At 29.5% G+C, this 15503-nt stretch carries 15 protein-coding genes and 1 riboswitch; all 15 genes read left to right on the plus strand.

The window, feature by feature from the left end; all coding sequences use genetic code 11:
- Positions 1–272: 272 nt before the first annotated feature.
- A complete protein-coding gene (locus tag RYM86_RS08350; protein WP_315079517.1) occupies positions 273–1589 on the plus strand; it encodes an FAD-binding oxidoreductase in 1317 nt (438 codons plus the stop codon).
- On the plus strand, positions 1549–1788 hold the full coding sequence (locus RYM86_RS08355; RefSeq protein ID WP_315079521.1) for a CHAP domain-containing protein: 240 nt from the start codon (positions 1549–1551) through the stop codon (positions 1786–1788). The genes RYM86_RS08350 and RYM86_RS08355 overlap by 41 nt, the downstream gene beginning before the upstream one ends.
- 44 nt (positions 1789–1832) lie before the next feature.
- Positions 1833–1932: riboswitch (purine riboswitch) on the plus strand.
- A gap of 95 nt (positions 1933–2027) precedes the next feature.
- Positions 2028–3431, plus strand: coding sequence for an NCS2 family permease (locus RYM86_RS08360; RefSeq protein WP_315079522.1), 1404 nt, complete (start codon positions 2028–2030; stop codon positions 3429–3431).
- Positions 3432–3665: 234 nt separating this feature from the next.
- Entirely contained in the window at positions 3666–4364 is a 699-nt protein-coding gene (locus RYM86_RS08365; protein ID WP_315079523.1) for a DapH/DapD/GlmU-related protein, read from the plus strand.
- A 65-nt stretch (positions 4365–4429) separates the two neighbouring features.
- Entirely contained in the window at positions 4430–4600 is a 171-nt protein-coding gene (locus RYM86_RS08370) for a hypothetical protein (RefSeq protein ID WP_315079525.1), read from the plus strand.
- 283 nt (positions 4601–4883) lie between these two features.
- A complete protein-coding gene (locus RYM86_RS08375; RefSeq protein WP_315079526.1) occupies positions 4884–6212 on the plus strand; it encodes a nucleobase:cation symporter-2 family protein in 1329 nt (442 codons plus the stop codon).
- Positions 6213–6748: 536 nt separating this feature from the next.
- A complete protein-coding gene (locus RYM86_RS08380; protein ID WP_315079527.1) occupies positions 6749–7018 on the plus strand; it encodes a hypothetical protein in 270 nt (89 codons plus the stop codon).
- 61 nt (positions 7019–7079) lie between these two features.
- Positions 7080–8417, plus strand: a complete 1338-nt coding sequence (locus tag RYM86_RS08385) for a sulfite exporter TauE/SafE family protein (RefSeq protein WP_315079529.1) — start codon at positions 7080–7082, stop codon at positions 8415–8417.
- Positions 8418–8447: 30 nt separating this feature from the next.
- Positions 8448–8681: a hypothetical protein gene (locus RYM86_RS08390; protein WP_315079531.1), complete on the plus strand. Its 234-nt coding sequence runs from the start codon at positions 8448–8450 to the stop codon at positions 8679–8681.
- A gap of 33 nt (positions 8682–8714) precedes the next feature.
- The gene (locus RYM86_RS08395) at positions 8715–9329 is read left to right on the plus strand and encodes a DUF2318 domain-containing protein (RefSeq protein WP_315079532.1); all 615 of its coding nucleotides are present in this window, start codon (positions 8715–8717) and stop codon (positions 9327–9329) included.
- Between the two features lie 37 nt (positions 9330–9366).
- On the plus strand, positions 9367–9543 hold the full coding sequence (locus RYM86_RS08400) for a cation transporter (protein WP_315079534.1): 177 nt from the start codon (positions 9367–9369) through the stop codon (positions 9541–9543).
- Between the two features lie 187 nt (positions 9544–9730).
- Positions 9731–10435 carry a response regulator transcription factor gene (locus RYM86_RS08405; protein WP_315079535.1) on the plus strand — a complete coding sequence of 235 codons (705 nt, stop codon included), beginning with the start codon at positions 9731–9733 and terminating at the stop codon, positions 10433–10435.
- 4 nt (positions 10436–10439) lie between these two features.
- Complete coding sequence (locus RYM86_RS08410; RefSeq protein ID WP_315079536.1) at positions 10440–11864, plus strand: HAMP domain-containing sensor histidine kinase; 1425 nt, start codon at positions 10440–10442, stop codon at positions 11862–11864.
- 392 nt (positions 11865–12256) lie between these two features.
- The gene (locus RYM86_RS08415; protein ID WP_315079537.1) at positions 12257–14158 is read left to right on the plus strand and encodes an acyl-CoA dehydrogenase family protein; all 1902 of its coding nucleotides are present in this window, start codon (positions 12257–12259) and stop codon (positions 14156–14158) included.
- Positions 14159–14220: 62 nt separating this feature from the next.
- The gene (locus RYM86_RS08420; RefSeq protein ID WP_315079538.1) at positions 14221–15420 is read left to right on the plus strand and encodes an FprA family A-type flavoprotein; all 1200 of its coding nucleotides are present in this window, start codon (positions 14221–14223) and stop codon (positions 15418–15420) included.
- The last annotated feature ends 83 nt before the right edge of the window (positions 15421–15503 follow it).

Genomic DNA, 15503 nt, shown 5'->3' on the forward strand with positions numbered 1-15503 from the left:
CTTTTAGCTGCTTAATCCTCTTTTTAAATGTCCTTGACATAGGGTCCATTTTAAAATTTGAATCCTCTTTTTTGAGCATAATGTTAGAGTATAATTTTAGCGGATAGAAATAGTAATTAAAACTATTTAGAGAAGGTAATATTGATGATGGATAAAAAAATATAAAATATAGTTGCCAATTTTTACTTGACTCAAACCCTAAGTTATTAACATATATTATAACATTACATATAATATTATAATATATGTTAATAAGGTTGGAGGAAATCAATATGACAGAGGGGTTAACAGGACTTATTATAACTGAAGCAGATAAAAGTTATAATATTGTTCGTAGAGATGCAAATTTATATTTTAGTTACTATCCAAAGGTAATTGTATATCCTAATAATATAACAGATGTAGTTAATGCAGTAAATTGGGCAAGAAAACAAGGATTAAATATACGTTGTAGAAGTGGTGGTCATAACTATGAATCATTTTCTGTGGGAAATGATGTTGTTGTGATAGATGTTTCTAATTTACTTGATTTTGAAATAGATACTAACGAAGGTTATGTAAGAATAGGGGCAGGATATAAGCAAGAACAACTTTATCCTAAGGTAGCTAAACATGGATTTGCATTTGTTGGAGGAAGTTGTGGATCTGTTGGTGTTTCTGGAATTACATTGGGCGGAGGGGTTGGCTATTTACAAAGGGAATATGGATTAGCATGCGATAATTTAGTAGAAGCACAAATAGTAGATGCTTTTGGGAGGATAATAACTGCTAATTCATATCAAAATCAAGATTTATTTGCTGCATTAAGGGGAGCAGGTAGTAATAATTTTGGAGTAGTAGTGTCACTTACTTTTAAAGTACATCCCATCGATAAAGTAACAGTAATAACTGCTGAGTGGCCTAAAAAGAGTAGATATGAAGTAATTCAGGCATTTCAAAAGGTAGGGGAACACTTAGATAATAGGTATACGATTAAGGCTTATATGACTAAAGATACTATTGAGCTATATGGAGTAGGCTTAAGAAGCACAGAAAAAGAAATGGAAAAAGCTTTAAGCGTTTTATTAAAAGTTCTTAACAAAATGAATTATACAGCAAAGCGTATTAGTTTTAAGGAATCTGTACAGGAGCGTCCAGATTTTGTGTCTACACCAAAAGGATTTAAGACTACAGGATTATTGGCATATAAGTCATTAGGAAAAGTACCTTGTCAAATAATGTTTGACTATTTAGATAATTCACCATCTATACAACCACCTATAGAAATTGGATTCCTCCTATTGGGCGGAAAGATTGCAGAAAATGAATGTTTACCTAGTGCTTATCCTCATAGAGGTGCTAAAGTATTAGTACAAATTGATGCCGAATGGATTCCTGAGTATAGTATATATGCTAATGATATAATTAGATGGGTAAATAGTTTAAGAAAATCCTTACTTCCATATGCAGGCTTTGGATATCTTAACTATTGCGATATTAATATACCTAATTATTTATATAATTATTTTGGTAATAATGTATCTTGGTTAAAAACTGTAAAAGAAAAATATGATCCATATAACTTATTTTATTATCCTCAAGGAATATAATATAAATGAGAAAGCATATCCATATGGAAAAACTCCTAAGTTAGGGGCAATAGCAGTGTGGGGAGGTTATGGAAATAATCCATATGGTCATGTAGCTGTAGTTGAAGAAATAAATGATAGCATAATAACTTTTTCAAAATCTCAATATAGTGGAAAAGTATTTAATACATTTAAAATAAAATATAAATTTGTTGAATAGTAGGGGATAATACCGTTACATTTAGAAAATTCCATGTTATAATAAACTTATAATTTAATGATATCCATATAATTTTTGCAATTGGGCAAAGAGTTTCTACAAGAAGCCGTAAACTTCTTAGCTATGGGTTAATCCGTTTTTGCTATATAATATTCCATATAAATTTAGAAATTGTAGCTACCATTGGATTTACCTATATCCAATGGTAGCTTTTTTATATTTATTTTTAGGAGGAGAGTATGAATAATAAAGGAATTCTCGAAAAACTATTTAAGTTAAAGGAAAATGGAACAACAACTAAAACAGAAATTTTAGCTGGAATAACAAGTTTTGTAACTATAGCCTACGCCATATTAGTTATTCCCAATATTCTTAAGGGCGCTGGTATGAATTCTCAAGGAGCCTTGGGAGATGCAGCTAATAATTTAAGTATAATAAATGACCCTGTAGTAGGTGCTATATTTACAGCTACTTGTGTTATTTTTACCATAACTACATTATTTATGGGTTTGTATACTAATCTTCCATATGTGCTAGGACCAGGTATGGGGCTTGTAGCCTTCTTCACTTATGGAGTATGTTTAACTATGGGATTTACCTGGCAACAAGCGGTGGCAGCTGTATTTATATCAGGTATTGTATTCATAATATGTACAGTAACATCTTTAAGAAAGTTAATAGTAAACTCTTTGCCTCAAAATTTAAAAATTGCAATGACTTCTGGTATAGGACTATTCATAGCTTTGATAGGACTTAAAAATGGGGGAATAGTGATAGCAAATCCAGGAACTTTAATGCAATTTGGAGACTTTACTCAAAATGGAGTTTTACTTACTATTATAGGAATGGTCATAATGTTAATTTTAATGGTAAGAAATGTTAAGGGATACATGATTATTGGCATGGTTGCAACTACTCTTATTGGAATCCCTATGGGTATAACAAATTTAAATAATGTAAAAATATTCTCACTTCCTCCATCTTTGGCACCAACATTTATGAAGATGGACTTTAGTGGTCTTATATCTCATAATGGGGCTGGGGCTGTAGGCGCAATAACAGCTGTGGTAATGGTTATTTTAACATTTTCATTAGTGGATATGTTTGATACTATAGGAACTTTGGTAGGTACTTCACAGAAGGCAAATATGATAGATGAAAATGGAACACCTAAAAATATGAACAAAGCTCTTATAGTAGATTCCTTCTCAACTGCTCTTAGCGCATGTTTTGGACTTCCTACTATTTCAGTGTATATTGAATCAACTGCTGGAATTGCAGAGGGTGGTAGGTCAGGTTTAACAGCTGTAGTGGTAAGTATATTTACAGCTTTAACTTTATTCTTTTCTGGTTTAGTTGGGATAATACCTGCACAAGCTACTGCACCAGTTTTAATTCTTATAGGTATTTTAATGATTCAAACAATAAAAGAGGTTGATTTCTCAACACTAGATGAAGCTATACCAGCTTTCTTTACTATAGTTATGATGCCTTTTAGCTACTCAATAGCTAATGGAATAGCTTGGGGTATAATTACTTATCCAATAGTTAAGTTGGTTGCAGGTAAAAGAAAAGAGGTTCATCCTCTTATGTATATTTTAGCAGCATTATTTATTTTAAGATATATGTTAATACCACAATAGAAAAATTGTTATAAAAGAATCAAGTATAAGGGACTGTTACATATAGACGGACACTTATAAAAAAGTGTTCACCAGTCAAATAGTAAAAGAAAATATGAAAATGGAAATTTTGAATGGAAATAGATCTAGGCGGAGTAAAGGTAGAGCATATAAATGTTATTTATTGTATAAAATGATTAACGAACTGATCTTAAACTTAATATAATGTAATATTAAGCTTAAGGAGAATTTATAATGGATAAGAGTACAAAAAAAGATTATAAACCAATAGGACCAACAAATGTATATGCTTACTTTATTGGAGAAAATCCACCTACTTCATTTAACCCTATAAGTATATATCCTCAAATAGATAAAAGTGCATTTATAGGACCATTCTCAAGTGTAATAGGTGATATAAGGATAGAAAAGAATGTGTTTGTAGGCTGTAATGTAGTGCTAAGAGCAGATGAGGGAACACCATTTCATATAGGTTGTAATTCTAATATACAAGACGGAGTAATATTTCATGGACTAAAAGATGCTAAATACTGTGTAAACAGAAGATCATATTCAATATATATTGGAAATAAAGTAAGTATAGCTCATGGAGCATTAATTCATGGACCGTCTATTGTAGGTGATAATACATTTGTTGGATTTAATGCAATTATATTCAATGCCATAGTAGAGGATAAATGTTATATTGACACTGGGGCAATAATAACGGGTGGGGTTAGGATTCCTGCAAATAGATATGTTCCAGTTGGTGAAATTATAGACACACAAGCCAAGGCAGATGCACTCTTAGAAGTACCGAAGGAACAATCAGATTTTGCAAAAAAAGTTATTACAGTGAATGTAGAACTTTCAGAAGCCTACGACTTAAAATTCGGTGATACACGCTGTAGTTGTGGTATTTGTTGTAATCATAACACCTTAATTCACAATTAAATAAAAATCCAAGAGATATTAAAAGCAGTGTATTATGAAAAAATGAAATCCACAACATTTTTGTCGTGGATTTTTTATTTTATAAACAAGCTTTAAATAATAAAAAATGTTATTTAGAAAAGCATAACGGTGACGAAGATAAAATTAATTTTGTTTGTACATTAGCAGAAAAATATGAGATTCAAGATTTTATATTTATTTGTCAACTTATAATAAATTATGTATTGAGTTTTTAGTTATATTGCCAATTTTTGATTTAATTTATTAAAATGATAAATTAAATAACAGAGAATAGATGAAAAGCAGAGAAATAAAAAGAAAAAAATATTATTAAAATGAGAAAAAATTATCAAAGTGATAATTTTTTAGATTTTTTTAGAAGATAAAATGAATTTAATTATTATAAAGTAAAAAAAGAGATGAAAATAAGAATTTTAATTGGCATAAGTATTGCTTAATAATAGTTATAGGAATCATTGTAAACGTATAACAAAGTTTTAGCACAAGGGGGAGTTTTTTATGGAATCAAATGAGAAGTCTTTACTTTTTCAATTTGAAGGTAGACCAAATTTGAAAGAAATAGTTCCGTTAGGATTACAACATGTTGTGGCTATGATTATTGGGTGTGTTACTCCAGCTATAATAGTAGCAGGTGTATGTGGTTTAAGCTCAGAAGATAAAATTCTACTTGTTCAATCATCATTATTTTTCGCAGGGATAGCAACTTTAATTCAACTTTTCCCTATATTTAGAGTAATAGGTTCAAGATTACCTATAATTGTAGGAACAAGTTTTGCTTATGTACCAACATTAATAGCGATAGCTGGTGAATTTAATATTGCAACAATTTTGGGAGCACAAGTAATTGGAGGAATAGTGGCCGTTATTTTTGGAATATTTGTTAAAAAGTTGGTTAAATTCTTCCCATTAATAGTAACAGGAACAGTTATATTCTCAATAGGTTTATCATTATATTCAGTTGCTATTAAATATATAGCTGGTGGAGCAGGAAGTTCAACTTTTGGTTCACCTCAAAATTGGGGGATTGCACTTATAACTTTATGTGTAGTAATATTTTTAAATTATTTCACTAAAGGATCATTAAAGCTTGCATCTATATTAGTCGGAATTATTGTTGGTTATATTGTTGCTTTATGCTTTGGAATGGTTTCTTTTACAGATGTTCAAACAGCAGGGTGGATGCAAGTACCTCGATTTATGCATTTTGGAATGAGCTTTAATGCTACAGCAATTATATCTATGGTTATAATGCATATTGTAAATTCAGTTCAAGCAATAGGAGATTTTTCAGCTACTACTGGGGGAGGAATGAATAGAGTTCCTACAGATGAAGAACTTTCAGGCGGAATAATTGGTAATGGTATTAGTAGCATTGTTGGTGCGTTTTTTGGAGGTATGCCTACTGCAACATTTAGTCAAAATGTTGGCATAGTAACGATGAACAAAGTTATAAATAGAAGTGTATTTGTATTTGCTTCAATAGTTATTATAATATCAGGAATAGTACCTAAATTTGCATCAATACTAACAAGTATTCCACAGTGTGTACTTGGGGGAGCTACACTATCAGTATTTGCAACTATTACAATGACTGGAATTAAGATGATTTCATCAGTTAAACTTACAGCTAGAAATACTGCTATTGTAGGATTATCAATTGCTTTAGGTGTAGGAATAGTACAAGTTCCAGATTCATTAGCTTTATTTCCGGCTTGGTTTATATCAATTTTTGGAAGATCTTCAATAGTTGTTACTACATTAGTAGCTATATTTTTAAATTTGATTTTACCAAAAGATGAGGAAGATAGGTCAAGTGATAATGAATAATAGAATATAAATAACAAATTATAAGTATAGCAAGAAAGAGCTAATGGATTTAAGAAATTATATTTCAAATCAATTAGATTTTTTTATTTATAGTTTAACAAAATATGAATATTGTAATATATTTAGATTTTTATTAGAAATTCAAATATATGCACATAAAATATATGTAGCATAATGGAGAACAATAATAAACATAAGTATGTAAGTTAATTTACAAGAAAAAATTTTAATATAGGTTGTAATTTAAAAGAAACTGGAGCTATTTTATGGTGTCAGTTTCTTTTTATTTTATAGGATATTTAGTAACAGGAATATAAGTTCTAATAAATATAATTCGTTAAATAGGTTGACTTCAATAAATAAAATTTATTAAACCTGATAAAGTAGAAAATAAAATAAATTAATTTAATTAGAACTTATAGATATTAAATATTTCTATACTTCTACATAATTTCTACATAAGTTTTATTTAATATTAAATAAAACTTATGTAGAAATTATTCTAAAATATTAAAAATTTATAAGGAGATGTTTAAATGAATTGTTGTAAAAAAGATAAGTCAGAGAAAAAAGGACCTTTAAAATTCATTGGGATGATGGGAGCCTGCTGTTTGCTTCCAATAGTGCTAGTTGCTATGGTGCCACTTTTAAGCAGTAATTCAGGAATATCTAGGTTTATTCAATTTTTAGCACCGCTTATTTGTCCAATTATGATGGGACTTATGATGCTTGGTTTATTAAAAAACAAGGATGGGCATGGTAGTTGTTCAAAAGATGAAAAAGAAAAGATAGAGCCAATAGAATAAATAGATAAAAAGAATAAATATAACAAATTTAAAAATTACAAAAAAGAAGGGAGGAGAATATTTGCAAATAAACATTAAAACAATGGAATTAATAATTGATGGAATGACATGCGTAAATTGTGAGAATAAAATACAGAGAAAGTTATCATGTGTAGCTGGAATACAAAAAGTGAATGTAAGCTATAACAAAGGTATTGCTAAGATAAGATATGATTCAGATATTATTTCAATCAATGACATTAAAAACATTATAGAAAAGCTTGATTATAAGGTAATTAAAGACAGGAAGAATTTAAAAGGTCACATTGAAAATAAAAAGATATTTGGAATACTTATAGTCATTTTAGCAATATACAAGTTATTGCAGTATTTTGGTTTAAATAATCTATTTAATTCATTTCAAGAAGCAAGAGAAGATATGGAATATAGAATGTTATTTATAATAGGTTTAGTGACATCAGTTCATTGTATTGCCATGTGTGGCGGGATTAATTTATCACAATGTATTTCACTTACTGAAAAGCAAAATAAGAATTCAAATTGCAAACACACTTCAACTTTAAGACCCAGTGCTCTATATAATCTTGGTAGAGTGATTTCCTACACAATTGTAGGGGGAATTGTTGGGTCAGTTGGTTCTGTTGTAAGCCTCTCTGGAAATGGTAAAGGAATTATACAAGTTTCGGCAGGCGTATTTATGGTGATAATGGGATTAAATATGCTTAATATATTTCCATGGCTTCGAAAATTTAATCCAAGAATGCCAAAAATTTTTAAAGAAAAAATGTATTCAGAAAAAAAGAGCAATAGTCCCTTATATGTAGGGCTTCTAAATGGACTAATGCCTTGTGGACCACTACAAGCAATGCAATTATATGCTTTATCAACGGGAAGTCTAATAAAAGGTGCTTTTTCAATGTTCATATTCAGCCTTGGAACTGTTCCATTAATGTTTGGGCTAGGTGCACTTAGTTCCATATTAAGCAAGAAATTTACAGGAAAAGTAATGAAAGTAGGGGCAGTTTTAGTTATAGTTTTAGGAATTTCAATGCTTAATAGCGGATTAAGCTTATCAGGATTTTCAACATTGAATTTATCATCAGGAAATACTGTAAATCAAGCACTAATAGAAGATGGAGCTCAGATTGTAAAAACTAATTTATCATCTGGGAGTTATGAAACTATAAGTGTAAAAAAGGGCATTCCAGTAAAATGGATAATAAATGTTGAACGTGGAACTTTAAATGGATGCAATAATAAAATTCAAATTTCAGAGTATGGAATAGAGAAAAAATTACAGTTTGGTGAAAATGTAATTGAATTTATACCAGAAAAAACAGGAACTTTTTCCTATAGCTGTTGGATGGGAATGATACGAAATAGTATTAAGGTTTATTAAAATAAATGGAAGCTTAGGAGGTTCACTATTATGAATGAAGAAAATAAAACTTCAAAGTTTAAGTTTAGTAAAAAGACAATCATTATAGTTTTGTTAATAGTTGTAGGAATTATTTTTGTGATTGATATCTTTATGTTTAGAAATTGTTCTAACATATTTGGAAATGGACAATCACCTTATAATTCTAAATCTAACATACAGGAAGATTATAGTTCCGATTATAATATACAAGAAAACTATAATAGAGCATATGGATGTCACTAAAAATGAAATATATTTATAAAAAGGAGAAATTAGATGAATAAGAAAAATATAAATAAGAAAAACAATAATAATAAAACTATAATGGTTATTGTTGTAAGTATTATAGTTTTGGGATTTGGAATTTTTACATTTATTAACAAGGAGGGATATTCAAACTCAGATATTAATATAGTTGGAAATACTGATTTAGGTACTAATAATAATACAAATGGAAATTCAAGTTTAAATAATAATATATCAGAACCTAATAAGAAAGAAACTGTAATTTTATCTGAGACTGGAAAGCTTGTTATTCCAATAGAAGAGATTAGTGCAAAAGCAACGTTTTATCCAATTGATGTTAATGGAACAAATTTGGAGATTTTAGCTGTAAAAGCTCCAGATGGGTCAATAAGAACAGCGTTTAATACTTGTCAGATTTGCTATAGTTCAGGAAGAGGATATTATGTGCAAAACGGTGATAAGCTAGTATGTCAAAATTGTGGTAATAAGTTTGCAACAAGTGAGGTAGAAGTAAATAGAAATGGATGTAATCCAGTTCCCATTACAGGCAGTGACAAAACTGTTGATGAAGAAAATATTACAATTTCAAAGGAATTCTTAGATGAATATAAGGTTATTTTTGAAAATTGGAAGAATGAATTTTAGGAAGAATAAATGGATATAACTAGAAAAAGTTGAAGGAATGTCGTGCTCACACTGTGAAAGTGCAATTAAAAAATGTGTAGGGGATTTAGAGGGAGTAACTAGTGTATTAGTAAGTCAAAAAGATGGCACAGTAAGTGTTAAGTACAATAGTAAAAAAGTTATGTTAGATAAAATAAAGTGTGAGATAGACAATCAAGGATACGATATTATATAAAAATAATTCTACTATAAGAAAAAATAAGATCTAACATGAGTAAATGAAAAAAATTTTATTCATATTAGACCTTATTCTACTTTATAGGATATTATATTAGAATTGAGAAAATGTTATAATGCATTTGTTAAGAAATAAAATGATATCATAATATTTTAGACATGAGATAGTGGGAGGAATAATTAAAATGGATTATAGTAGTGAAAAAAACATTCTTGTTGTAGATGATGAAATTAAGATATTAGAAGTAGTAGTTTCATTATTAGAAAGTAGAGGATTTAATGTATTCACAGCAGAAAATGGAATGGATGCATTAGAAATATTCAAGAAAGAAAATATTTCACTTATTGTATTAGATCTTATGCTTCCTGATATTTCAGGTAAAGATATTTGTAAAACAATAAGAAAAAAATCACGAGTTCCAGTTATAATGCTGACAGCTAAAGTTGAAGAAAATGATTTATTAGAAGGACTAAAAATAGGTGCCGATGATTATATTACTAAGCCTTTTAGCTTAAAAGTATTAAATGCAAAAATAGAAACTGTACTTAGAAGAGCTAGTGATGATTTAGTACCTCTTTTTATAAAAAATTCATTTCATAATGGAGATTTAATAGTAGATTTTGAACAGAATATTATTAAAAAGAAGCAAAATATAATCAATTTGACTCCAACTGAAATGAAGATTTTGTCAGTATTAATTAAGTATCCTGGAAAAGTATTTACACGAGATGAATTAATACGCTTTGCATTAGGAGAGGATTTCTTAGGATTTGACAGAGCAATTGATAGCCATATTAAAAATCTTAGGCACAAAATAGAGGATAATCCCAAAATGCCAGTTTATATTATTACGATACATGGAAAGGGATATAAATTTGGAGGAGAATAAAAAAATGCAGAAAAAAAGTTTAAAAATGCAGTTATCACTCAGAATTGCATTAGTTTCACTTATTACTGTTGCATTAATAAGTTTTTTATCTAATATTTTAATAAATCAACAATTTAAGGAATATAGGTCTAATCAGCAAAAGCAAAAGGCCAAAGAAATTACACAGAGTATAAGTAACAAGTATTACGGGAAAGAAAATAAATGGGACATATCATCTATACATACAATTGGTATGTCAGCACTATATGATGGTTATATTATTAAAGTTTTTGATAAGAATAATGATATTGTATGGGATGCAGAAACTGATGATACAAATTTATGCTCTGAAATAATGAGTGATATTTCAGAAAATATGAAATCTAAATATCCTAATAGTAATGGAAAATTTTCAGTACAAAACTTTGATTTAATTTTAAATAATAAAATAATAGGAAGCGTTACTATTAATTATTATGGACCCTACTTTTTTAATAAAGATGATTTTGATTTTTTAAGCAAATTAAATATGATTTTAATAGGAAGTGGGATTTTTTCATTGATTTTCTCAATTATTATTGGCTTTTTATTGGCAAAACATATAACTAGACCGATAACAAAAACAATTGATATTGCAAAACAAATTTCTCAAGGGGAGTATGAGATTTATTTTGGGGGGAAAACGAAAACCAGAGAATTAGATGAACTTGTAACTTCAATTAATCAGCTTGCAGGTGATTTGAATAATCAGGAAAAGTTTAGAAAACAGCTTACAGCAGATGTTGCTCATGAGTTACGTACTCCATTAACAACACTTTCTACACATTTAGAAGCTATGATAGAAGGGATTTGGATGCCAACAGAAGAAAGGTTAAGTAGTTGTTATGAAGAAATAAATCGTATAATTAATCTAGTAAAACACCTAGAGAGTCTTGCTAGGGTAGAAAGTGATAATTTGAAATTGAATAAAACTGTAGTAAATGTTAAAGAAATTATTTCTACAATACAAGATAATTTTGCATTTGAATTAAAAAATAAAAATTTAAAATTCAATTTAGAAGGAAATGATACTTATATTTTATTAGATAAGGATAGAATTACTCAAGTTATTCTAAACTTAATATGTAATGCAATAAAATATACTACAAATGATGGAAGGATAAGCGTAAAAATAATAGAAAATGATATAGAAGTTATAATTGTAGTTGAAGATGATGGGATTGGAATTCCAGAAGAAGAATTATCGCTTATATTTGAAAGATTCTATAGAACAGAAAAATCTAGAAATAGGAAAACTGGTGGAGCAGGTATAGGTCTTACAATTGTTAAAGCTATAGTTTTGGCACATGGTGGCAGAGTAGAGGCCACAAGTGATTTAGAACATGGAAGCTGCTTTAAAGTATTTTTACCCAAAAATAATGAAATGTATGATGAAAATTTATTGAACTAAAATTTATGAAGATAACATTATTTATAAAAGAGTAATAAGATTGTTAAATGAAGACATTCTTATTATTCTTTTTTCTATGTAATATAATTAGATTATTTCTAATAATATCTTAAGAAGAATAGTTTAATTTAGTTTATTTATGAAATAAAATTCATTTACGGAAATAATTGACAAACAATATTAAATGTTCTATAATAATAATTATTACAGAAGAGGAAAAATTATATAATTCATTATAAGAACATGAAAAACTATATACACAGTTTAAGTACTCAACTTGTATTATTAGTATTAGTGTGTTTTTAAAATTAAAAAATGTATATCTTTATAAATTTTTAATATTATAACTTATAGAAATTAAAATAAAACGAAAAATTAAAGGAGGCAGCATTATGTTATTTAAGACTACTGAACAACACGAAACTTTTCGTGCAAAAATTAGAGAATTTGCAGAGACAGAGGTAAAACCACTAGCATTTATGCTAGACAAGGAAAGTAAATTTCCAACTGAAGCAATCGAAAAATTAGCTAAAATGGGAGTATTAGGTACACCATACTCTAAAAAGTATGGTGGTAAAGGTTTAGATGTACTTAGTTATGCCATTGCTGTTGAAGAACTTTCTAGAGTAGATGGTGGTACAGGTGTAATTTTATCTGCACATGTTTCTTTAGGAACGTATCCAATTTCCGCATATGGAACTGAAGAACAAAAGCAAAAATACATGATTCCTTTAGCAAAGGGTAAAAAGATTGGTGCTTTTGGTTTAACTGAACCTAATGCTGGTAGTGATGCTGGTGGAACTGAGACTACAGCTGTGCTAGAAGGAGATTATTATCTTTTAAATGGTGGAAAGATTTTCATAACTAATGCAGATAAAGCTGATATATATGTTGTATTTGCTGTAACAACACCAGATATAGGAGTTAAAGGTATAAGTGCTTTTATAGTTGAAAAAGGATGGGAAGGATTTACTTTCGGTGATCATTACGATAAGCTGGGAATTCGTTCATCTTCAACTGCAGAGTTAATATTTAATAATGTTAAGGTACCTAAAGAAAACTTGTTGGGTAAAGAAGGTCAAGGCTTTAGGATAGCTATGGAAACCTTAGATGGTGGGCGTATTGGTATTGCTTCTCAAGCACTAGGAATAGCACAAGGGGCTTATGAAAATGCTTTGGAATATTCAAAGGAAAGGATTCAGTTTGGAAAACCTATCGCTCAACAACAAATAATTTCTTTCAAATTAGCTGATATGGCAACCAAGATAAGAGCAGCAAGATTATTAGTTTATAGTGCTGCTGAACTTAAAGAAAATCATGAATCTTATTCCATGGAAGCTGCTATGGCTAAACAGTATGCTTCAGAAATATGTTTAGAAGTTGTAAATGATGCATTACAAATTTTTGGGGGAAATGGTTATCTTAAGGGAATGGATGTAGAAAGAGCTTATCGTGATGCTAAAATTTGTACTATTTATGAGGGAACAAATGAAATTCAAAGAATAGTAATTGCATCTCATATAATTGGGAAAATGCCTAAAAATGATAGAAGATCTTTAACTCGTGAACCAGCGACTGGTGCCCGTAAGAAAGTAATTATGAAAGATGGTACAGCAGAAGAAAGAGTTTCTAAGCTTGTAGAAGCATTAAAAAAAGATGGTTATGACTTTACTGTTGGTATTGATATAAACACTCCAATTTCTAAGGCAGATCGTGTTGTTAGCGTAGGAAAAGGAATTGGTGAAGAAAAAAATATGGAACTAGCCAAAGCTTTAGCTGTACAAGCTGGTGCTGCTATTGGGTCATCACGTCCTGTAGCTGAGACTTTAAAATATTTACCTTTAAATCGTTATGTAGGTATGTCAGGACAAAAATTTAATGGCAACCTTTATATTGCCTGCGGTATATCAGGAGCTGGACAACACCTGAAGGGAATAAAGGATGCTACTACTATAGTTGCTATTAATAATAATCCTAATGCTGCAATATTTAAGAATGCTGATTATGGTATTGTTGGAGATGTACTAGAAATAATGCCGTTACTAACATCCGCTTTAGATAATGGAGAACCAAAAAAAGAAGCTCCTCCTATGAAGAAAATGAAGAGAAGTATTCCTAAAAAGACTGTTCCTAATTGGAAGAGATATGTTTGCAATGGTTGTGGCTATGAATATGATCCAGGTGTGGGTGATGAAGAAAATGAAGTATTCTCTGGAACTTTATTTAAAGACCTTCCAGAAGAATGGATATGCCCTGATTGTGGTGAAGAGAAAGATATGTTTATAGAGATCTAATTTTATGGTAAAATATAGTAGTGAATTAAAATGTTTTGTAGTAAAAGAAGGAGGAGTAAATTATGTTTTGTGTTAGAAAAGTAAATGAAGATCTTTACTGGGTAGGAGGTAATGACAAGCGTCTAGCTCTTTTTGAAAATATTCATCCAATTCCAAGAGGAGTCTCATATAACTCATATTTATTATTAGATGAAAAAACTGTATTATTTGATACCGTAGATTGGTCAATAAGCAGACAATTTATAGAAAATATACAACATGTTCTTAATGGAAGAGAATTAGATTATTTAGTTATAAATCATATGGAACCTGATCACGGTGCATCAATTGAGGAGATATTGTTACGTTATCCTAATGTTAAGATTATAAGTACTGAGAAGGCATTTCTTTTAATGAGACAATTTGGATTTGATATTGATGGTAAAGAAGAAATAGTAAAAGAAGGAGATACAAAATCATTTGGTAAACATGTAGTAACATTCATAGCTGCACCAATGGTACATTGGCCAGAAGCTATGGTTACATTTGACACTACAAATGGCGTTCTTTTCTCAGCTGATGCTTTTGGAAGTTTTGGGGCATTAGATGGTAAGCTATTTAATGATGAGGTTGACTTTGAGCATGATTGGATTGATGAAGCTAGACGATATTATACAAATATTGTTGGTAAGTATGGCCCACATGTTCAGGCATTATTAAAAAAAGCCAGCGGAATTGATATCAAAATGATTTGTCCACTACATGGTCCAGTTTGGCGTACAAATATTGGATATTTTATTGATAAGTATGATAAGTGGAGTAGATATGAACCAGAGGAAAAAGCAGTAATGATAGTTTATGCTTCAATGTATGGTAACACTGAGAGTGCAGCTACATCTTTAGCCACTAAATTCGTGGAAAAAGGCATGAAAAACGTAGTTATGTATGATGTTTCAAGTACTCATGTATCTGAGTTGATTTCTGAAACATTTAGGGTAAGTCATGTTGTTTTAGCATCTGTAACCTATAACCTTGGTATTTATCCACCTATGCATAATTATCTTATGGATATGAAGGCTCTTAATCTTCAAAAGAGAACTTTTGCAATTGTTGAAAATGGATCATGGGCATGTAAATCTGGAACATTGATGCATGAATTTCTAGATAAGATGAAAGAAATGACAATTCTAGAAGACAAAGTTACACTTATGTCTTCAATGAAAGAAGATAATATTATAGATATGGATGAACTTGTTAAAAGTGTTATGGAATCCATGGAATAGTTATAAAACCATTATGCGAATTTCATGACATAGCATACGCCTTCTATAAAAAGTCTGCCACAGAAATGTAGAGACAGCATTAA

Source organism: uncultured Clostridium sp., from assembly GCF_963527835.1.
Classification (GTDB): Bacteria; Bacillota; Clostridia; order Clostridiales; family Clostridiaceae; genus Clostridium.

Coding starts and splice junctions, on each gene's coding strand:
- RYM86_RS08390 (WP_315079531.1), top strand. CDS start 8,448: ATGAATGAAGAAAATAAAACTTCAAAGTTTAAGTTTAGTAAAAAGACA.
- RYM86_RS08415 (WP_315079537.1), top strand. CDS start 12,257: ATGTTATTTAAGACTACTGAACAACACGAAACTTTTCGTGCAAAAATT.
- RYM86_RS08375 (WP_315079526.1), top strand. CDS start 4,884: ATGGAATCAAATGAGAAGTCTTTACTTTTTCAATTTGAAGGTAGACCA.
- RYM86_RS08395 (WP_315079532.1), top strand. CDS start 8,715: ATGAATAAGAAAAATATAAATAAGAAAAACAATAATAATAAAACTATA.
- RYM86_RS08360 (WP_315079522.1), top strand. CDS start 2,028: ATGAATAATAAAGGAATTCTCGAAAAACTATTTAAGTTAAAGGAAAAT.
- RYM86_RS08410 (WP_315079536.1), top strand. CDS start 10,440: ATGCAGAAAAAAAGTTTAAAAATGCAGTTATCACTCAGAATTGCATTA.
- RYM86_RS08365 (WP_315079523.1), top strand. CDS start 3,666: ATGGATAAGAGTACAAAAAAAGATTATAAACCAATAGGACCAACAAAT.
- RYM86_RS08405 (WP_315079535.1), top strand. CDS start 9,731: ATGGATTATAGTAGTGAAAAAAACATTCTTGTTGTAGATGATGAAATT.
- RYM86_RS08355 (WP_315079521.1), top strand. CDS start 1,549: ATGATCCATATAACTTATTTTATTATCCTCAAGGAATATAATATAAAT.
- RYM86_RS08400 (WP_315079534.1), top strand. CDS start 9,367: ATGTCGTGCTCACACTGTGAAAGTGCAATTAAAAAATGTGTAGGGGAT.
- RYM86_RS08350 (WP_315079517.1), top strand. CDS start 273: ATGACAGAGGGGTTAACAGGACTTATTATAACTGAAGCAGATAAAAGT.
- RYM86_RS08420 (WP_315079538.1), top strand. CDS start 14,221: ATGTTTTGTGTTAGAAAAGTAAATGAAGATCTTTACTGGGTAGGAGGT.
- RYM86_RS08380 (WP_315079527.1), top strand. CDS start 6,749: ATGAATTGTTGTAAAAAAGATAAGTCAGAGAAAAAAGGACCTTTAAAA.